Here is an 18,204-nt window from a genome sequence, read left to right as displayed (position 1 = left end):
GTCACGCCTCCCGAGCGGAGTCGAGCTCGGCGACCGCCTGCGCGTGCTGCGCGTCGTCGAGCGGAAGGTAATGCCACTCGATCCGGCTCTCCATGAACGACACGCCCTTGCCGAAGACGGTGCGCGCGAGCAGCACGTGCGGCGGCCCGCTCGACAGGTCGAGCTCTGCGACGACGGCGGCGATCCCATCGGGGTCGTGGCCGTCGACCTCGTGCACCTCCCAGCCGCATGCCTCCCAGCGCGCGCTCGCCGGCGGCCCCGGGTCGAGCACGTCACGCGTGTAGCCGAGCGCCTGCTGGCCGTTGACGTCGACGATCGCGACGAGGTTCGCCAGCTGTGCGTGCGCGGCGAACATCGCCGCCTCCCAGATCGAGCCCTCGTTGCACTCGGCGTCGCTGAGCAGCACGAACACGCGCCGGTCGGAGCCCTGCATGCGCGCGGCCAGCGCCGCGCCTGCACCGATCGAAAGGCCCTGTCCGAGCGACCCGGTCGAGAAGTCCACGCCGTCGAGCGCGTGCTCGGGGTGCGCGCCGAGCAGCGTGCCGTCGCCGCAGTAGGTGGCGAGCTGCTCCGACGGCATCCGTCCGGTCGCGACGAGCGCGGCGTAGAGCGCCAGCACCGCATGCCCCTTCGAAAGCACGAAGCGGTCGCGCTCAGGTCCCCCGTCGGCGCGCAGCACGCCGCCGTAGAGCGCGGCGACGAGATCGGCGATCGACAGCGCCGAGCCGATGTGGCCGACGCCCGCGCGCTTGGACTCGTCGACGATCGTGCGCTTGATCTCGTGTGCCAGGGCCGTCGTCATTTCTGGTCCACCCATTCCTCGATGTCTCCGTTGCTGCCGGCGAAGACGAACCCGTCGCGCTGCAGCGCGATCGGTAGCTCCGCGAGCGTGTCCCACTGCGACAGAAAGACCTTTCTGCCGCCCGCCTCGCGCAGCAGCGCGACCGTCTCGTCGAGCTGTTCCTGCGTCGGGATCGACTGGCTGCCCGTGTACGGCGCGACGTTGTCGACCCCGATCTGGTCGGCCATCCGGTGGCCGAGCTGCATCAGGATCAGGACCGGCTCGCCAGGCTCGACGCGCGCTCTCACCCACGCGGTCCCGTCGAGCTGCTCGAATATCCGCGGCAGGTCGGACTGCAGCCGCTCCGCCTCCTGCCACGGGCGCGGCCACTGGCCGAACGAGCAGGCCAGCAGCGCGAAGCCGCAGAGGCAGGCGACCTCCATCGCCAGCAGCCGCCCGCGCGGCCGCGCTGCCGCGGCGCGCAGCGCGACGAAGGTCAGCAGCGTCACCGCGAACGCCCACGCCGGGAAGATGTTCGTCAGCACCTCAGGGTGCGAGCGGCCGACGTAGTAGCTGGCCGATCCGAGCCCGAAGATCCCGCTCCACACGAGCATCGCCGTCAGCACACGGCCCTCGTCGCCGCGCAGCACCCGCACCGTCGCCAGCCCGATCACGGCGACGTACGTGAGGTAGATCACGACGTGGAAGCCGGTCGCCGGCATCGGCAGCATCGCGAAGCCGGCGACGGCGTACATTCTCGCGTAGCGGAACAGCAGGGATATGTCTGGCAGCGAGCCGGCGTAGGCGAGCGTGAGCGCACTCACGAGCAGGTACGCGCCGGCCAATCCGATCACGAGCTGCAGCGCCAGCGCGCGCAGCACCGGCCACGTCGGCCGGCCGCCGAGCCACAGCAGCGCGGCGATCGTCGCGCCGAGCGCCGGGATCCCGAAATCGCCGTTGTTGAGCACGACGAGGCCAGCGGCGAGGAAGACCGGCCACAGCCGCCGCGGCCGCGCGCCGTCGAGGTGGCGGGCGAACAGCCACGCCAGCAGCAACGGCCCCGAGTAGCGCAGCGGGAAGGTCGCGAAGTAGTTGCCGAGCGAGTAGCGCATCTCGAGCGGCCCGCGCATCATGTACATGCTCGTCGCCAGCAGCGGCAGAAACAGCAGCAGTGCCGCCAGCGAACTGCGCGAGATCCGCCGCAGCACGTCGTAGAGCCCCAGCAGCGACAGCCCGGTGACGGTCGCCATCAGGGCGGTGAAGACGCCGAGCGACGTGCCCAGCAGCGACATCCCGCCGGCCATCACGTAGGGCCACAGCGAGCCGTACTGCGCGGCGAAGTCGACCAGCGGCGCGCGGCCGTTGACGACCGCGAACGCCTCGTCGAACGTGAACCTGAGGTGGTAGTAGACGGCTTCGTGGGTGGCGGCGATCGTGCTGTCGAGGTTGACCGCGGGCACCAGCCACCAGATCGTCGCCGCGAGCGCCAGCAGCGCGTAGACGATCGCGCGAGCACGCGTCTCGCGCAGCCAACCGTGACCGACCTCGCGCACGCGGTCGCTGCGCAGGCCGAGCGCGATCGCTACGACGATCAGCGCCGCCACCAGCAACGTGCGATTGGTGAAGTAGACCGTCTGCGGCGCGGTAGCCGCCGACGTGTACATCTCGCCGAACGACTGCACGCGCTGCATCACGAAGAAGTAGGCGACGAGCACCAGCGCGACGATCTGCGCCACGGGCACGAGATCGGTCAGCAGCCCCGCCCAGGTCGGCCGCCGCTCGGGCAGGCTCTGCAGGCGGATCGTCAGCGCGGTGAGGATCAATGGCCCGGTCAGCGACAGCAGGAAGCGCGCCTGCTCGGTCGGCTCGGGGCGGATGCTCTCCTGGATCGAGAGCCAGAAGTGCGCCGTTCCCTCCGGGTAGATGACGGCGCCGAGCGGCGGACCGATCAGATAGATCAGCAGCGTCACCACGACCGCGGTCGGGACTATCGCCAGCCACGCCGCCTCGGCCGGCTCCAGCGGACGGACCTTGGCGGTGGCACGACCGGTCGTTCTGCGCTTCGCCGCCGTGCGACGCGGCGGCTGGGCGACCGCCGTGCCGCGAAAGGCGCGCGAGCTCGCCATCGCCGCGTCAGCCTCCGGCCCGGTTCAGCGTCCCGGCCTGCGGCGCCAGCTGCTGTGCCGCTGCGCCGACGGCGGCCGGCGCCGGCTCGGTCGCCTGCTTCGGCGCATAGACCTCGTCATGCAGTCTGTAGGCGCCCCACAGCATCCGCACCGCGGAGCGGTAGTTGGTCGTCGAGCGACCGCCGAAGCGCTCGGTCGCGAAGACGGGGATCTCGACGACGGGATAGCCGGCGTAGTGGCAGGCGCGCATCAGCTCGAGGTCGTACAGCTCGGCGTCGGCCTCGATCTGAAAGAGGTGACGGAAGGAGCGCGGGAACAGCTTCGGCGTTCCGTCGACGTCCCACGTCGCGAGGTCGAACAGACGGCGGCACTCGAAGTTGTAGAGCGCCGACCCGAGCTTGCGGCGGACGTTCTCGCGCACGCGCCGGCTCGCCTTGAGGACCGCGTTGGGATAGGCGATCGCGTAGGCGAGCATCAGCGTCGCCGTCTCCGGCGTCGTGCGCGCCGAGTTGGTGTAGCCGACGATCTCGCCGCGCGCGATCTCCAGCCCGGCGTTGATCGCCCGGCCCCAGCCACCTTCCTTCAGCTCGACCATCCGGACCGACTCCGGGAAGCGCGCGCACAGCTCGGCGCAGATCTCCGCGGAGGCGTCGCGACAGCCGTTGGGCAAGAGGATCAGCTCGCAGCGCCGTTCGAGCTTCTCGAAGTCCGCGAGGAAGCCGTGTACGACCAGGGCGATGTGATCGGCCTGGTTGTGGATCGGCAGGATCAGCGAGGCGTACGGCGGGGCGAGCTCGGTCCCCTGGTCGGTCAGCTCGGTCATGTCGGTCATGTGGCGGCTTCGTGTCGTGGGTGGGCCGGCGCGGTCGCGCCGGCATGGTCGAGCCGCGCCAGGACGAGCGCGGCGAGCGCCGCGGGCGACAGCCCATGGCGCTCGAACAAGTGGTCGCGGCTGCCGCTCTCGCCGGCCGGCGGACGGCGGAGCCCGGCACGCAGCAGACGGCAGCCGAGGCGTTCCTCGGCGATCGTCTCGGCAACGAGCGAACCGAGGCCCCCGTTGACGTAGTGGTCCTCGACCGTCAGCGCCAACTCGACGCCGTCGAGGACGGCCGCGAGGTCCGCGACCGGCGCCGGGTTGAGGCTGGAGACGACGACGGTGCGCGCGCTGAGCCCACGCTCCTGCAGCAGGGCGGCGGCCGCGGTCGCGACCACCGCGCCGCCGCCCGCAGCGATGAGCGCGACGTCCTCGCCGTGGCCGATCGTCTCCGCGCGCCCGAGGCGGAAGCGGCCGTCGAGCCCCGGGACGGGCGAGGACTCCTTGCCGAGCCGCAGGTAGACCGGCCCGTCGATCTGCTGCAGCGACGGCAGCGCGGCACGCGTCTGCGCTGGATCGGCCGGCACGACGATCCGCATGTTCGGCTGCACGCGCATGATCCCGATGTCCTCGACCGCGTAGTGGGTCATGCCGTTGTGGCCGTAGTCCATCCCGCCGCCGACGCCGACGACCCGCACCGGCAGGTCGTGCAGGATCGGGCCGTTGCGGATGAACTCGTAGCCGCGCATCGACGCGAAGGTCGCGATCGAGTACACGTACGGCGTCAAGCCCGCCTCCGCGAGGCCGGTCGCCATCCCCACCATGTTCTGCTCCGCGACCCCGGCGTTGAAGAAGCGCTCCGGAAAACGCCGCGCGAACGGCTCCAGCACCCCGAAACCGAGGTCGCCGGTGAGCAGAACAACCCGCTCGTCGGCTTCAGCCAGACGCACGAGCTCCGACGCGAATGCAGAGCGCATCGACAGTCCCCCCGGTACTAATTAATAGTTTTCACCAGCAGTCGAGCAGGGGACGACCACCCGACCGCTCACTGCCCCCATCGAGGACTCACAACGTGATCCATGTGCTGCCGCCAAGCCCTCCCCAAGGCACGTGCGGCAGTCCTACAGGACGATCGTAGCCGCAATCGACAAGCAGCGGTGGAAATTTTACAAACTGGCACGTCAACAATCATCGATCAGGACTCTCCGACGCGACCGGCGCCCCTCGCAAAGGAATTAACCCTCGGTCGTCTCAATTGTGCAAGCATGCGCGCATGAGCCGGAGCCGGAACCGCAACCGTGCTCAGCGCCAGGCGAGCACGGCTCCTTCCACGACGACCGAACGACCAAGCGCCGCGGAGTCACTGCGCAGCCGCCTGGGCGATGCGCGGCTCGATGGCGCACGCGCGCGGCTGCAACCGCTGACGCGTCTGCTTGCGCGTCATCCGCACGCGTCAGCGGCGGCGCTGTTCGGCCTGTTCGTGCTGATCTACCTGTGGCCGGTGCTGGTCGGCGGCGGGATGCTCGCGCCGCTGCACTGGTTGCAGACGGTCACCCCATGGCAGGCCGGCGCGCCGCTCGACGCCGCCGACCGCGGCAACTGGCTGCTGATGGACATCGGCAGCAGCCACTACCCGTGGAACGCCTTCGCGCGCGACGCGATCCGCGATGGCAACTTCCCCGCCTGGAACCCCCACGTCTTCGCCGGGGTGCCGTTCTTCTCCAACCCGCAGACGGTCGTGCTGTCGCCGTTCAGCGTGCCGCTGTGGATCCTGCCGCTCAACGGTGCGCTCGGGGTCTCGGCCGCGCTGAAGCTGTGGGCCGCCGGCTTCGGCACCTACCTGCTCGTGCGTGAGCTGCGGTTGGGGTGGCTGCCCGGGATGCTGGCAGGAGTCGCCTTCGCGCTCTGCTCGTTCAACGTCGTCTGGCTCAGCCACGAGACGCTGCCCGGCGTCGCGGTGATGCTGCCGTGGATGCTGTGGCTGATCGAGCGCGTGCTGCGCCGCGGCTTCGGGCCGGCGCTGCTCGGCCTCGCGCTCGTGACCGCCGTCGCCGTCGTCGGCGGTCACCCCGGCACGCAGGTCCATGTGCTCGTCGCCGCCGGCCTCTACGCGCTGCTGCGCGGCGCGACGCTCGGCGGGGTCGAGCCGCGGGCACGCGCCGTGCGCAGCGCACTCGCGGTTGGCGGCCTGGCGCTCGGCGGCCTGCTCGTGGCCGTGCTGCTGGTGCCCGAGCTGCTGTCCTCGAGAGGCACACTGGGAACGGTCGCGCGCGCCGGCGGCCACGGCGGCCAGCCCGGCGTCGACATGCCGTCGGCCGCGATCCGCACGACGCTGTTCCCCGACTGGTGGGGACGGCCGAACGCGGTCGACTTCGACATCGTTCCCGGCAGCGCGTTGACGCCCAGCGACCCTGAGAGCTTCTTCGCCAACTACAACGAGCGCACCTTCTACGCGGGCGTCATCGCGCTGCTGCTGGCGCTGCTGGCGCTGACCTCGACGGTCGCTTGGCGGCGCAAGCTGCCGTTCGCGGTGCTCGGCCTGCTGGCGCTCGCGATCCCGCTCGACGCGCCGCTGCTGGGGCCGCTGGCCGACGCTCTGCCGGTGCTGGAGTTCATCCAGAACCAGCGCGTGCACTTCGTCTTCGAGCTCGCAGTCGCGGTGCTCGCCGGCTTCGGGCTGCACGCGCTGCTGACCGAACCGGAGATGGAACGCTGGCGGCTCGGGGTGCCGCTCGGGTTCGCCGCGCTGATCGCGATCCTCGCCTTCTCCGATCTCGGGCCGAGCGGCGCCGACGTCGACGAGGCGCTGTCGAGCATCTTCTCGGGCGCGACGCTGGAGACGCCGACGGGGGCGGCGCTGGCAGCGGTCGGCTGGTTCGCGATCTTCGCGCTCGCGCTCGCGCTCGCGCTGCTGGCGTGGCACCGCTGGCCGCAGCGACGCGTCGCGATCGCGACGGCGCTCGTACTCGTGACGGCGCTCGACATGCTCCACTTCGCGCACGGCTACCAGCCGATGGACCCCGCCTCGGAGGTGATGCCGCCGAGCACGCCCGCAGTCGAGTACGCCGTCGCGCAACGCGACGAGGGCCGCTTCATCGGTCTCGACGGCGCGCTGCCGGCCGACTGGTCGATGCTCTACGGGCTCGACGACGTGCGCGGCTACGACCCGCCGCAACCGACGCTGCGGTACTACCGCCTGTGGCTGGAAGCGGCGCCCGACCAGCTGAACTGGTCGCAGTTCAACGTCGGCGACATGACGCCGGCGGCGCTGCGCGTTCTGAGTGTGCTCGGCGTGCGCACGGTGATGGCGGCGCCCGACTACCACCTGACCGACGACGTGGTGGCGATCAGAGCGCTCAGACGCGTCTATGGGGGCAGAGACGCGACGATCTTCGAGAACACCGCGGCGCTGCCGCGGACGCTGGTGGCGACACGCTTGACGGTGACGCCGAACGAGGCATTCACCCGCACCCGGATCACCGAGGGCGCCGCGACGGCGGACGGCGCCGTCGTCGTCGAGCGCGACGAGCCGGGCATCGCGCAGCTCGCTCGCGGCCAGCTCGGGCGCGGCAGCGCGCGGATCGTCGAGGACGAGGGCAGCCGCGTGACGATCGCGGCATCGCTCGACGACGACGGACTCGTCGTACTCAACGACCAGTTGACCGATGGCTGGAGCGTCCGGGTCGATGGCAGAGCGGCCGAGGTGGTGCGCGTCAACGACGTGATGCGCGGAGTGGTCGTCGGGTCCGGCGACCACGAGATCGAATGGAGCTACGCCGTCCCAGGTCTGAGCACGGGGCTGCTGCTGAGCCTGGTCGGCTGGCTGACGCTGCTCGGGCTCGGGATCTTGTTCGTCGTGCGACGCGTGCGCCGTTCGCCGACGCGCGACTGAGCGACGGCCAGAGCGCCGACGGCGCGCGGCGCCGCGTTCACCTCCCGGCCACACGATCTTCGCGTTCCCGTCACAAAAGACAGCGATTTGCACGCCATTTTGTAGGCATGCGCGACATGGGAGTGACGCGAGCCGACCTCCACTGCCACTCGACGGCGAGCCAGCTGTCGAAGCTCGGGGTCCAGCGGGCAGTCGGTCTGCCGGAGTGCGCGACGCCGCCGCGCGCGGTCCACGCGCTGGCGAAGCGGCGCGGGATGGACTTCGTGACGATCACCGACCACGACACGATCGCCGGCTGCCTGGAGCTGGTCGCCGCCGGCTACGAGGACGTCTTCATCTCCGAGGAGCTGACGACCTGGTTCCGCGGCGAGCCGCAGGCGGTGCACGTGCTCTGCTGGGGCATCACGCCCGCGGACCACGACTGGCTGCAGGCGCACGCGCGCGACGTCGAGACGGTCGCCGAGTACCTCCACGAGCACGAGATCGCCTGCGCGCTGGCGCATCCCTTCTACGCCGTCGAGGCGCCGCTGACGCCGCGCCACCGCCGCCGCCTCGCGCAGCTCTTCCCCGTCTGGGAGACGCGCAACGGGGCGCGCGCGCCCGAGCTGAACGCGCCCGCCGCGATCTACGTCGAGACGCACGGCGGGACCGGCGTCGGCGGCTCCGACGACCACGCCGGCGTCGACATCGGCCGCACCTGGACGCAGGCGCCGCCGGCCGGAACGCCGCGGGAGTTCCTCGCCCACATCCGCGCCGGGCGCGTCGCCGCGCACGGCAGACAGGGCAGCGCGGCGAAGTGGACGCATGCCGCGATCGCGCTCGCCGCGCGCTCGATCGGCGCCGACGAGGCGCAGGCGCCCGATCCCTTCGCCGTCCTGCGGATGTGCGAGCGGATGATGTCGGAGGCCGACAGACGCAGCGGCGAGGAGGGCGCCGGCCTCTGCCCTGACGACGGCCGCAAGCTGCTGCGCGCCTGGCTCGACGCGCTCGGACTGGAGCCCGACGCGGAGGCGCTGCTGGCGCGGATGCAGGACGACGGCTTCTCGCACGGCGACCTCGCGCGGCGCGCTCGCCGAATGCACGAGCGGCGGCTGGCGCGCGCGGTCTCGAGCGCCCTGGAGCACGCGTCGGGCGGCGACATCGATCGGATCGGCGCCGTCGGGGTCGAGCTGTTCGAGGCCTGCCTGCCGGCGATCCCGTACGTGCCGGCGCACGCCTTCCTCGCACGTGAGCGCGACAAGCTCTCCCCGCGCGAGCGCGACGTCGTGCGCGTCGCGCTGGTCGCCGACGGCGTCGGCGCGATGCACGGCGTCACGCACACGCTGGAGCAGATCCGCGAGCGCGGGCTGCCCGGCTTCGAGGTCGAGGTCGTCGGCACCGACCCCAACGTCGACCGGCGCCTCCCGGCGGTCGCGGAGGTCGATGTGCCGTTCTACCCCGGGCTGCGCGTCGGCGTGCCGAGCCTGCCGGACGTCGCGGAGGCGCTCAGTGACGGCGCCTACGACCTCGTCCATCTCGTCTCCCCCGGCCCGGCCGGCGTCGCCGCCGCGCTGCTGGCGAAGCTGCTGGGGCTGCCGGTCGTCGGCAGCTACCACACGGAGCTGGCGGCATACGCGCGCCTGCGCACCGCCGACCCGCGGATCGAGGCGACCGTGCAGATGGCGCTCGCCGTCTTCTACGGCCAGTGCGGGCAGGTGCTGTCACCGAGCGCCGCCGCCGACGAGTCGCTCGCCGCGCTCGGGATCGAGGCGGAGCGGATCGGCCGCTGGGATCGCGGCGTCGACCTCGACCGCTTCTCGCCCGGCCTCCGCACCCGTCCGCGACCGCGCGCGAACGACGAGCTGGTCGTCCTCTACGCCGGCCGCCTCACCCACGAGAAGGGCGCCGACCTGCTCGCGGAGGCGTTCCTGCGCGCGCACGCCGAGGATCCGCGGCTGCGGCTGCAGCTCGCCGGCGGCGGACCGGAGGAGGAGACGCTGCGGGCGAAGCTCGGCGACGCCGCGCAGTTCCTCGGCTGGCTCGACGGCGACGCGCTCGCGCGCGCCTACGCCGACGCCGACCTGTTCCTGTTCGCGAGCGAGACCGACACCTTCGGCCAGGTGATCCTGGAGGCGCAGGCGAGCGGCCTGCCGGTGATCGCGGTCGCCGCCGGCGGCCCGCGCGAGCTGATCGCGCACGGCCGCTCCGGCTGGCTCTGCCCGCCCGACGCGGCGGTGCTGGCGACCGCGCTCGGCGGCCTCGCACGACGTCAGTCGCTGCGCGAGCGACTGACCGCCGGCGGCCTCGACGCCGTCCGCGACCGCTCGTGGCCGGCCGCGCTGCGCCAGCTCGCCGACGGCTACACTCGCGCGCTGGCGCCCGCTGGCTCGGAGCAGCGCAGCTCTACTGCGGTTGGACAGCAGTAGAGCTGCACTGCTCAGGTCGCGGCGCGCCGGACGCGCGCCGCTTCGTCTACCGCCGCGCGAACAGATCCGCCTCGACGACCGCCACCGCGGTCGCGCGGCGCGGGTCACGGGCGGAGATCAGCGTCGTCAGGCGGCGCGCGACGGCGGCGTCGCGCGCGCCGTGCGGGGCGCGGATCCACTGGAACAGCGCGTCGGCGTCGTCGCTGGCCAGCAGCGCAGCGCGCAGCTCGTAGTGCAGCTGGTCGCGCAGGTCGACGATCCGCGGCGACTGCGACGCCGGCAGCACCGGCCCCGCGTACGCCTGCACCGCGGCGCGCAGGTCGCCGCTGTGCAGCAGCCGCTCGACGTGCTCGACGTCGGTCGCGACCGGCGCCGCGAAGCGATACGGCCGCGCCGCCAGCGCCGCGCCGAGCGTGCGCCGCAACCGCGACAGCTCCGAGCGGATCGTCACGTCGGCGACGTCGACCTCGCCGTACAGCAGCTCGCGCAGCTCGCCGCTGCCGAGGCCGTCGGGGTGGAGCGCCAGCAGCGCGCAGATCTCCAGCTGGCGCGGCGTCACCGTCAGCCGCCTGCCGTCGGCGACGAGCGCGTCGGCGGGCGTGCCGAGCAGGCGCAGGTCGAGCGTGCCGGCGGCGGCGAGCGCGCGGCCGCCGGCGCCGGTCTCCAACAGCGACGGCGCGCGACGGCGGCTGTGCGGGTGCAGCACCCAGTAGCCCGGCACGGCCGAGAGCTGCTCGGCCTCGACGACGGTCCGCCCTATCCGCAGGCGGCCGGCCTCGGTCGGCGGCGGCACGCGCCGGCGCCCGAGGTCGTCGCCGAGCAGGCGGCCGCCCGGCGAGACGACCGTCACCGTGGCGCCGGTGCCGAGGTGGCCGCGCGCCGCTTCCAGCGCCGCCGCGTCTCTCCACGCGGCGAGCGCCGCGAGGTGGGCCTCGACCGCTCTCGCGGTCGCGTTCGCGAGCGCCAGCGTCGAGGGATGGGCGGTGTCGAACGATCCCGTCAGGTCGACGGCGCCGAGCAGCGTGCCGTCCTCGGGGTCGTGGATCGGCGCCGCGGCGCACATCCACGAGGCGTGCGTGGCGTGGTAGTGCTCGGCGGCGAAGACCTGGATCGGATGGTCGGCCTCCAGCGCCGTGCCCGGCGCGTTGGTGCCGGTCGTGCCCTCCGACCAGTCCGATCCTGGCACGAAGCCGATCTCGATCGCTGCCCGCTGGGTCGCGCGGCTGCCCTCGACCCACAGCAGGTGGCCGGTCACGTCGCAGACGGCGACGACGTGGCGGGCGTCCTCGGCGACGTCGACCAGCAGCGAGCGGATCAGCGGCATCGCGACCGCCAGCGGATGGCGCGCGCGTCGCTCCTCCAGCTCCTCCGCCGTCAGCTGCGGCGGCAGCTCCTCCCGCTCCGCGTAGACGCCGGCCTTCGCCGAGCGCTGCCATGACTCCAGCACGACGGGGCGCAGCACCCGTGGTGGCGGATTGCCCTCCAGCACGCGCTCACGCGCGCGTGCGATCAGGCGAGCCTGCGACTGTGGCTCCACAGTCGATTCGATCGCGACCCATGGGTTCCGCATGGTGCTGCGCTCGCTCTCCTCGGTCCTGCTCGCCGGCGCCCGCTACCGGCCGATCGCGACTTCGAGCTCCACGGGCTTGCCGCTTCGCAAGAACTCCATCTCCTTATTGTGCAGCAATGCCGCCTTCGCCTGCCAGCGCGGCCGCGCCATGAAGTCGTTGCGGACCGGGACCGGCTGCGGCGTCTCACCCTTGGCGTAACGCGCCGCATTCCGGCCGATCGCGCGGAACGTCTCCAGGTCGAGCAGCGGCGCCTGCGGGAACAGCTCGAGGTTCGACAGCCGCGGCAGGTCGCGCTGGTGGATCACCGTCGTCCCGCGCGAGAGCAGGCCGACGCCGATCCCGGAGCCGCTCAGCTTGGCGCCCGTGAACGCTACGATCGCGAGATCGGCGCTGTGCGTCACGCGGATCACGCGCAGCGAGGCGCCCTCCTCCTCGACGCCGGCGAACAGCTCGCGCAGCACGCTGCCGTGCGGCACGTCGACGATCGTTCTCGTGAAGAAGTCGCCGAACGCCGGCGACAGCGCCACGACGACCTCGTCGTGGCGCGAGCCCTGCGCCGCCGGCCCCAGCTCGGTCAATCTGAGATCGTGCGCGGGCGGTGCGGTGGTGGTCATCGTCATCGGGTCTCCTCCGCCTCAGGCTTCCGGGTTGCTCGGGCTGACGGTGTGCCGCAGCCGCTTCATCTCTTCCCAGCGCGCCCCTTCCGGGCGATACCCGCTGCCGGGACCTGCGTAGTCGTTCGGTGCGTTCACCGCACTCACCGCCTCGCCATCGTGTCCGACGATCGCCGCTGTGTGCAGCAGGTCGCCGCCGATCCGCTGGCGCAGCAGCGCCAGCAGCGACTCGGCGACGTCGCGGAAGCCGCCGGCCTCCAGCGCGCGCACGACGTCGAGGCCGGTGATGCCCTCGTCCATCATCATCTGCGCGCCCTTGAGGTCCTCCAGCACGTCGCGCGGCGGGAGGTCGTTGGAGCCGTGCGCGTAGGTGACCGCCTCGACCTCGGCGTCGGTGATCGCCGGCAGGCCGAGCTGCTCGAAGACCGCCTGCATCGCGCGGGCCGCCTTGTCGCGCACCGCGAGGATCTCGCGCTCGTCGACGTGGCGCAAGCCGCCGTCGACCTGGAGGTCGCGCTGGATCGTGTTCCAGTCGTCGTAGTCCTCGCAGTCGACGTTGGAGCCGGCGAACATGTTGTCGTAGTTCGGACAGGCCGAGTAGCCGGAGCAGATCAGGTCGGTGCCCGGCAGGAACTGCATCAGCAGGCGCGCCGTGCGGCGCATGTCGGAGTGCGAGAAGGTCTGGTCGTTGCCAGAGGCGCACTCGAGGTCGACCATGCTGGCGACGAGGTTCTCGGCCAGCACCGCGCGGATGCCGGCGGGAACCGCGCCCGGGACGCCGATGCAGCTGATCGAGCCGTTCTGAAGCCCCTGCACGCCGGCGCCCTTCGCCATCAGGATGCAGCGGATCTCGAGGTACAGCATCGACTTGCCCTCGGCGCTGCCCATCTGCACCTCCGAGCCGGTGCCCGAGGTGAAGCGCATCTTGATGCCGCGGCTGGCGTAGGCGGAGGCGAGGAAGGCCTTCGACCACGGCGTGTCGTCGCCGTCCTTGAAGACTCTCTCGGTGCCGTAGATCGAGATCGTCTCGGCGTAGGTCGTGAGGCCGCGCAGGCCGAGCCGCAGCTCGGTCGCCTCCTCCAGCGCGCACTGCGTCAGCACGCCGCCGCGGCCGACCTGCGCGCCGACCTGGAGGCCGAGCGCGACCAGCGGCGCGTAGCGGACGATGCCGAGCGTCGTCTCGACCTCGTCGAAGCCGCGCAGCGCGCCCTCGGCGGCGTCGGCGGCGACCTGCAGCGGGTTGTCGCGCGCGCTCGTGCAGTGCGCCTGGTTGCTCGGCGTGCGCCGCGCGCGCATCTTCTGCATCGCCATCATCATCTCGACGACGTTCATCGTCTTCATGACGGCGAGGATCTTCGCCGGCGTCAGGCCGCGCACGACCCGCAGCACGTCGACGCGCGGCGTGCGCGGGTCGACCAGCATGTGCGCGATCTCGACGGCGTCGATCGCCATCGATCTCTCGGCGGTCGCGGCGTCGATCGCGGTGTCGGCGATGAACTGGTCGAGGAAGTCGAACTGCTCGCGCGTGCGGCCGTCCATCTCGACGACGCGGCCGTCCTGCACGCGGATGCTCGGCGTCGGGTCGTTCGGGCTGTCCATCGCGACGAGGCCGACCTCGGGCCATTCGTCGACGAAGCCGTCGAGGTTGACGGGGCGCGCCTCCAGCGCCTGGGTGCGCTTGGAGGTCTTGGTCTGCGGATCGGGTGCTCGCAAGGCGGACATGGCAGGTTCCTTCCGGGATCAGTCGTCGGCCGCGAGGCAGTCGCGGCGCTCGTAGACGTCGGCCGCCTCGCGCACGAGCGCGGCGTTGACCGGGGCCTGGAACTGCCCTTCCAGCTCCTCGGCGATGCTCAGCAGCTGCTCCTTGCTCGACGCGCCGGGGCGCAGCGAGTTGTAGATCTCCAGCAGCCGCTCGTCGGGTACGCGCGTCAGCTCGCCGGCGCGGCGCAGGTTCTCGGCCATCTGCGGCCGCTCGGTCTGCTCGGCGATCTGCGCCTGCAGCTCCAGCGTCTCCGGCGTGATGCGCAGATCGTCGTCGGTGACGGTCTTGTCGAGCACCGCCTCCAGCGTGATGTCGTCGAGCGTCTTGCCGCTCGGCGTGCGCAGCAGCTCCGGCCGGCGGCCGGAGAGCGGGTAGTCGGCGGCGGTGACGGTGCCGTTCGATGCGGGGCTCATCGTGATTCCTCTCGTGCTCGCGGAAGCGAGGTCATGCGAACGCGGCCGCGCCGGCTTCGGCGACCTCTTGGTCCTGCTCGACGCTGCCGGCGCTGACGCCGATCGCGCCGACCGGCTCGCCGCCTCTGCCGATCAGCGGCACTCCGCCGCCGAAGGTGACGAGGCCGCCGCTGGAGTGCTCGAGGCCGTAGAGCGGCTGGCCGGGCTGGGTGATCTCAGCGAGCGCGTGGGTCGGCAGCTTCATCATCATCGCCGTGTACGCCTTGCGCTGGCTGATGTCGATGCTCGCCATGATCGAGCCGTCCATGCGCGCGAAGGCGACGAGGCGCGCGCCGGCGTCGACGACGGCGATGTTCATCGGCTGACCGATCTCCTCGGCCTTCTCCTTCGCCGCGGCGATGACGGCCTCGGCGGCGGCGAGCGTCACCTTCGCCGGCTTGGTGCGGGATCGTGTCGCGCTCATGGCAGCTCCTTCAGCGGCGCGCCCTTGACGAGGCGCGCGGCGTTGTGCCCGAGCGCGCGCAGGCGCTCCGGGACGTGGACGGCGGGCAGGCGCAGCAGCGGCTCATCCGGCGGCAGCTGCGGCAGGTGGAGGCAGGCGAGGTCGGCGTCGAGTCCGATGCCGACGGAGACGGGCGAGGTGCACGCGGCGTTGTAGGCGATCGCGACGGCGTCGCCGACGGCGGCGATCACGCGGCAGGGGACGCCCTCCTCCTCGAGACCGGCGCGGACCTCGCGCAGGGCGGTGCCGTCGCCGGCGGCGACGTGCAGGAAGACAGCCGGGCCGCTCATGCGAGCACCCGCTCCCGCACATACGACTCGACCAGACCGGTCGCGACGGCGTTGCGCGGGCCCTCGACGGCGCGCACGTTGCCGGTGCCGCAGACGACGCCGTGGTCGGCGAGCGCCTCGGCGACCAGCTCGGGGATCTCGAAGTCGAGCGCCGAGCCGCCGATCAGCACGACGAAGTCGATCCCGCGCACGTTGCCGTGCTGGGCGACCTCGCGCAGCGCGCGCAGGGCGTTGACGGCGAAGACGCGACGCTTGGCGTCGCGGCGCACGCGGCGGATGCGGTCGAGCCCGTGGCTGACCGGGATCGGCACCATCCCGCCGTCCTCGGTCAGCGCGACGACGCGCGCGAAGGTCTCGGCCGGCAGCGCCGTCTCGAAGTACTGCACGGTGCCGTCCTCCAACCGCACGTGGAAGAGCGACTCGACCTTCGCCAGCGGGCAGGTCTTGACGTGCTCGGCCAGCTCGCGATCCTCGATCCCCAGCTCGGAGCCGATCAGCTTCGTGACGAGGTCGCCGGCGCCGGCGGCGTGGTAGGTCGAGACCTCGTCGTCGCCGAGCGCGAGCGCGGCGTCGGTCGAGCCGCCGCCGAGGTCGAGCACGGCGACGGGGGTCGCGGTGCCGGGGGTCGTGAGCGCGCCGCGCACCGCCATCTCGGCCTCGACGCCGCCGACGATCACCTCGACGCCGGTCGCCTCCGTCAGCGCGCGGGCGACCTGCTCGATCGGGCCGCGGCTGGTGCGCACCATCGCCGCCAGCGCGACCGCGTTCTCGAGCGCGAACTCGCCCGCGAGGCCGCCGCGCACCTCGCGCGGGACGAACGTGTCGGCGGCGAGCACGTCGCGGATCCGAACCGTGTCGACGGGGTCGCCGGTCAGGTCGGCCATCGTCTCGCGCACGCCGGCGAGCATCCCGCCGACGTGCGAGCCGGCCTCGCCGACGACGTCGGTCAGCGGCTGCACGCGCCGCAGCGCGTCCATGATCTCGGCCGCGCCGCCATTGACGTCGACGGCCTTCTTCGCCCGCTCGCCGTGCAGCTCGAGCGTGCCGGCGGGGATGCGGCGGTCGGTCACGTCGCCGCCGGGCGTGCGCACGACGACGGCCGAGCGCGTGCCCATCAACGCGCGGGCGACCGGCGCGACGACGCGCGTCTCCTCCGGTGTCAGCTCGAAGACCGTCGCGAGGCCGTAGGAGTTCGCGAGCGTGCGGACGGTGCGACCGGGCGCGGCGACCTCGACGGCGGCCGCCATCCCGAGCGGGACGCGCTCGACGAGCGTGACCTCGTCGACGATCGGGATCGGCTGGGCGAGGCGGTTGGCGATCAGGCGCGCGTCGTCGCGCTGCGCGATCGCGCCGCTGACGGCGACGCCGCGCGCGACGGCCGCGTTGAGCACGAGCGCCGCCTCCTCGAAGTCGACGCTCGCCGGGATCACGCAGATGACGGCGTCGTCGCCGGGCGCGACCGCCTGCCGCGCGAGCGCGTCGAAGGCGACCGTGACGCCGACGCCGAGCCCCTCGCCGCCGGGCGTCTGCGGGTTGTGGCCGATCATCGTCGACTCCGTGATGATCGTCTCGGTGATCGTCTCCATCGCGAGGCCGCTGATCACCGGCGTCGCCTCGTTGAGCAGGATCGCGTCGACCTCCTCCATGGCGCGCCCGGCCGCTCTCAGCGCATGGGCGATCGCGCGACCGGCGCCGGTGACGTTGGGCGCGGTGCCCTTGACGCCGGTCGTCGCGGCGAGGCCCGAGCCGAGGTAGGCGACATCGCCTCCCTCGACCATGGCAACGCATGCCTCAGTCGTCGAGTTCCCGATGTCGACACCGACGATCAGGTTCATATCTCTCTCTCCTCAGCGGGATGGAATTCACTCCACTCCGACTGCAGGCGATCCTTCCCTGTTCTTCACCGCTCGGCAAGCGCCGCTGCAACACATCCGCAACGTTTTCACTCGGCAGCCGTACTGCAACACCGTGCGCCGTAGCGTCGCCTTCCGGAGAGACGGGTCACCGTCAAAGAGGAGAGTGAACGATGGACTTCAGCCTGTCGATGCTGCTCGCTGCGTTCGCGGGTGGATGCTTCGGCGCGCTTTGCGGCGCCTTGATCGCCTTCGCGCTGACCGGCGCGATCGTGTTGCTCGGCGCAGCGGTCGCGCTCGCCGGGGGCAGAGTGGACGTGCTCGGCACGATGGCCTTCGGGCCGGTCTTCGGTCCCCACGTCGCCTTCGCGGGCGCCGTCGCCGCCGTCGCCTACGCGGCCCGCCGCGGCTATGTGGAGACGGGACGCGACATCGCGACCCCGTTGGCAAGTCTCGGCAAGCCCGACCCGATCGTCGTCGGCGGCCTCTTCGGCGTCGGCGGCTACGCGATCCAGCAGCTGCTCGTCGAGCTGCTCGCCAAGAGCGACGGGACCGGCTTCTACACCGACACCGTCGCGCTGTCGGTCGGCATCACCGCCGTCGTGGCGCGCTTCGCCTTCGGCGCCGGCGGCCTGCTCGGCGCCCGCCCGCAGCGCCGCGCGCGGCCGATCATGGCCGGCGGCTCGCAGGAGGCGGACGCACTCGGCGCCGAGGCGCTGCCCGCCGAGCCGGAACCGACGTGGGTTCCGTGGCAGAGAGCGTGGTCGCAGGCCGCGCTGCTGGGATTGATCTCCGGCATCGCCTCCGCGTGGGTGCTGGCCGAGCTGAACGCCGTCGACAGCGCCTATGTCGGCGCGGCGACGTTGATCGGCTTCGGCGTCTCGGCGAGCCTGCTGGCGCTGCTGGTCGTCGGCGCGTCGGTGCCGGTGACGCACCACATGACGTTGCCGGCGGCGGTCGCCGCGGGTTTCGTCGCCGCCGCCGGAGGCAGCGTATTGACGATCGTCGCGGTCGGCGCGCTCTGCGGAGTGCTCGGCGCGCTGCTCGGCGAGCTGTGCGCGCGCCTCTTCCTGATCCACGGTGACACGCACGTCGACCCGCCCGCGCTCGCGATCGCGCTCATGACGACCGCGATCGTGCTGACCGATCTGGCGCTGTGAGCCGTACTCGCACAGAGCGCC

At 72.3% G+C, this 18,204-nt stretch carries 14 protein-coding genes; 3 read left to right on the top strand and 11 right to left on the bottom strand.

The annotated features are described in order from the left end of the window. Position 1: 1 nt before the first annotated feature. The 4 genes from R7226_RS17580 to R7226_RS17565 are packed head-to-tail and all read right to left on the bottom strand — an operon-like array spanning position 2 to position 4,698. On the bottom strand, positions 2 to 802 hold the full coding sequence (locus tag R7226_RS17580; RefSeq protein WP_318598540.1) for a transketolase: 801 nt from the start codon (positions 800 to 802) through the stop codon (positions 2 to 4). Continuing rightward, a complete protein-coding gene (locus R7226_RS17575; RefSeq protein ID WP_318598539.1) occupies positions 799 to 2,907 on the bottom strand; it encodes a hypothetical protein in 2,109 nt (702 codons plus the stop codon). The genes R7226_RS17580 and R7226_RS17575 overlap by 4 nt, the downstream gene beginning before the upstream one ends. A 7-nt stretch (positions 2,908 to 2,914) precedes the next feature. Beyond that, positions 2,915 to 3,739 (bottom strand): glycosyltransferase family 2 protein, encoded by an 825-nt coding sequence (locus tag R7226_RS17570; RefSeq protein WP_318598538.1) that lies wholly within the window; start codon positions 3,737 to 3,739, stop codon positions 2,915 to 2,917. Then, positions 3,736 to 4,698, bottom strand: coding sequence for a transketolase family protein (locus R7226_RS17565; RefSeq protein WP_318598537.1), 963 nt, complete (start codon positions 4,696 to 4,698; stop codon positions 3,736 to 3,738). The genes R7226_RS17570 and R7226_RS17565 overlap by 4 nt, the downstream gene beginning before the upstream one ends. A 296-nt stretch (positions 4,699 to 4,994) precedes the next feature. Between R7226_RS17565 and R7226_RS17560 the strand changes: the two genes are divergently transcribed. Both R7226_RS17560 and R7226_RS17555 read left to right on the top strand, forming a co-directional pair. Continuing rightward, positions 4,995 to 7,613 (top strand): YfhO family protein, encoded by a 2,619-nt coding sequence (locus tag R7226_RS17560; RefSeq protein ID WP_318598536.1) that lies wholly within the window; start codon positions 4,995 to 4,997, stop codon positions 7,611 to 7,613. A gap of 116 nt (positions 7,614 to 7,729) precedes the next feature. Beyond that, positions 7,730 to 10,018 (top strand): glycosyltransferase, encoded by a 2,289-nt coding sequence (locus tag R7226_RS17555; protein ID WP_318598535.1) that lies wholly within the window; start codon positions 7,730 to 7,732, stop codon positions 10,016 to 10,018. A 46-nt stretch (positions 10,019 to 10,064) separates the two neighbouring features. Here R7226_RS17555 and R7226_RS17550 read toward each other — a convergent pair whose 3' ends face one another. The 7 genes from R7226_RS17550 to R7226_RS17520 all read right to left on the bottom strand — a co-directional run bounded on the left by R7226_RS17550 (position 10,065) and on the right by R7226_RS17520 (position 17,005). Further along, positions 10,065 to 11,555: a GAF domain-containing protein gene (locus tag R7226_RS17550; RefSeq protein ID WP_318598534.1), complete on the bottom strand. Its 1,491-nt coding sequence runs from the start codon at positions 11,553 to 11,555 to the stop codon at positions 10,065 to 10,067. 75 nt (positions 11,556 to 11,630) lie between these two features. Next, a complete protein-coding gene (locus R7226_RS17545; RefSeq protein WP_404827871.1) occupies positions 11,631 to 12,209 on the bottom strand; it encodes a propanediol/glycerol family dehydratase medium subunit in 579 nt (192 codons plus the stop codon). A 15-nt stretch (positions 12,210 to 12,224) separates the two neighbouring features. After that, the gene (locus R7226_RS17540; protein WP_318598532.1) at positions 12,225 to 13,925 is read right to left on the bottom strand and encodes a propanediol/glycerol family dehydratase large subunit; all 1,701 of its coding nucleotides are present in this window, start codon (positions 13,923 to 13,925) and stop codon (positions 12,225 to 12,227) included. An 18-nt stretch (positions 13,926 to 13,943) separates the two neighbouring features. Then, positions 13,944 to 14,378 (bottom strand): diol dehydratase small subunit, encoded by a 435-nt coding sequence (locus R7226_RS17535; RefSeq protein ID WP_318598531.1) that lies wholly within the window; start codon positions 14,376 to 14,378, stop codon positions 13,944 to 13,946. A 31-nt stretch (positions 14,379 to 14,409) separates the two neighbouring features. Continuing rightward, positions 14,410 to 14,841 carry a GlcG/HbpS family heme-binding protein gene (locus R7226_RS17530; protein ID WP_318598530.1) on the bottom strand — a complete coding sequence of 144 codons (432 nt, stop codon included), beginning with the start codon at positions 14,839 to 14,841 and terminating at the stop codon, positions 14,410 to 14,412. Beyond that, positions 14,838 to 15,170 carry a glycerol dehydratase reactivase beta/small subunit family protein gene (locus R7226_RS17525; protein ID WP_318598529.1) on the bottom strand — a complete coding sequence of 111 codons (333 nt, stop codon included), beginning with the start codon at positions 15,168 to 15,170 and terminating at the stop codon, positions 14,838 to 14,840. The genes R7226_RS17530 and R7226_RS17525 overlap by 4 nt, the downstream gene beginning before the upstream one ends. Beyond that, complete coding sequence (locus R7226_RS17520; RefSeq protein ID WP_318598528.1) at positions 15,167 to 17,005, bottom strand: diol dehydratase reactivase subunit alpha; 1,839 nt, start codon at positions 17,003 to 17,005, stop codon at positions 15,167 to 15,169. Before R7226_RS17520 ends, R7226_RS17525 begins: the two co-directional genes overlap by 4 nt. A gap of 191 nt (positions 17,006 to 17,196) precedes the next feature. Here R7226_RS17520 and R7226_RS17515 point away from each other — a divergent pair, with 191 nt between their 5' ends. Beyond that, the gene (locus tag R7226_RS17515; protein WP_318598527.1) at positions 17,197 to 18,183 is read left to right on the top strand and encodes a hypothetical protein; all 987 of its coding nucleotides are present in this window, start codon (positions 17,197 to 17,199) and stop codon (positions 18,181 to 18,183) included. Positions 18,184 to 18,204: the final 21 nt, after the last annotated feature.

The sequence above is a fragment of the Conexibacter stalactiti genome (assembly GCF_033542075.1).
GTDB lineage: Bacteria > Actinomycetota > Thermoleophilia > Solirubrobacterales > Solirubrobacteraceae > Conexibacter > Conexibacter stalactiti.
The sequence above is the reverse complement of the archived record's forward strand: the minus strand, read 5'-3'. Positions and strand labels throughout refer to the sequence as shown.

What these genes read in the sequence shown, in the direction of transcription:
- R7226_RS17515 (WP_318598527.1), top strand. Translation starts at nt 17,197, where the DNA reads ATGGACTTCAGCCTGTCGATGCTGCTCGCTGCGTTCGCGGGTGGATGC.
- R7226_RS17560 (WP_318598536.1), top strand. Translation starts at nt 4,995, where the DNA reads ATGAGCCGGAGCCGGAACCGCAACCGTGCTCAGCGCCAGGCGAGCACG.
- R7226_RS17520 (WP_318598528.1), bottom strand. Translation starts at nt 17,005, where the DNA reads ATGAACCTGATCGTCGGTGTCGACATCGGGAACTCGACGACTGAGGCA.
- R7226_RS17570 (WP_318598538.1), bottom strand. Translation starts at nt 3,739, where the DNA reads ATGACCGACATGACCGAGCTGACCGACCAGGGGACCGAGCTCGCCCCG.
- R7226_RS17565 (WP_318598537.1), bottom strand. Translation starts at nt 4,698, where the DNA reads ATGCGCTCTGCATTCGCGTCGGAGCTCGTGCGTCTGGCTGAAGCCGAC.
- R7226_RS17545 (WP_404827871.1), bottom strand. Translation starts at nt 12,209, where the DNA reads ATGACGATGACCACCACCGCACCGCCCGCGCACGATCTCAGATTGACC.
- R7226_RS17535 (WP_318598531.1), bottom strand. Translation starts at nt 14,378, where the DNA reads ATGAGCCCCGCATCGAACGGCACCGTCACCGCCGCCGACTACCCGCTC.
- R7226_RS17575 (WP_318598539.1), bottom strand. Translation starts at nt 2,907, where the DNA reads ATGGCGAGCTCGCGCGCCTTTCGCGGCACGGCGGTCGCCCAGCCGCCG.
- R7226_RS17530 (WP_318598530.1), bottom strand. Translation starts at nt 14,841, where the DNA reads ATGAGCGCGACACGATCCCGCACCAAGCCGGCGAAGGTGACGCTCGCC.
- R7226_RS17540 (WP_318598532.1), bottom strand. Translation starts at nt 13,925, where the DNA reads ATGTCCGCCTTGCGAGCACCCGATCCGCAGACCAAGACCTCCAAGCGC.
- R7226_RS17555 (WP_318598535.1), top strand. Translation starts at nt 7,730, where the DNA reads ATGGGAGTGACGCGAGCCGACCTCCACTGCCACTCGACGGCGAGCCAG.
- R7226_RS17525 (WP_318598529.1), bottom strand. Translation starts at nt 15,170, where the DNA reads ATGAGCGGCCCGGCTGTCTTCCTGCACGTCGCCGCCGGCGACGGCACC.
- R7226_RS17580 (WP_318598540.1), bottom strand. Translation starts at nt 802, where the DNA reads ATGACGACGGCCCTGGCACACGAGATCAAGCGCACGATCGTCGACGAG.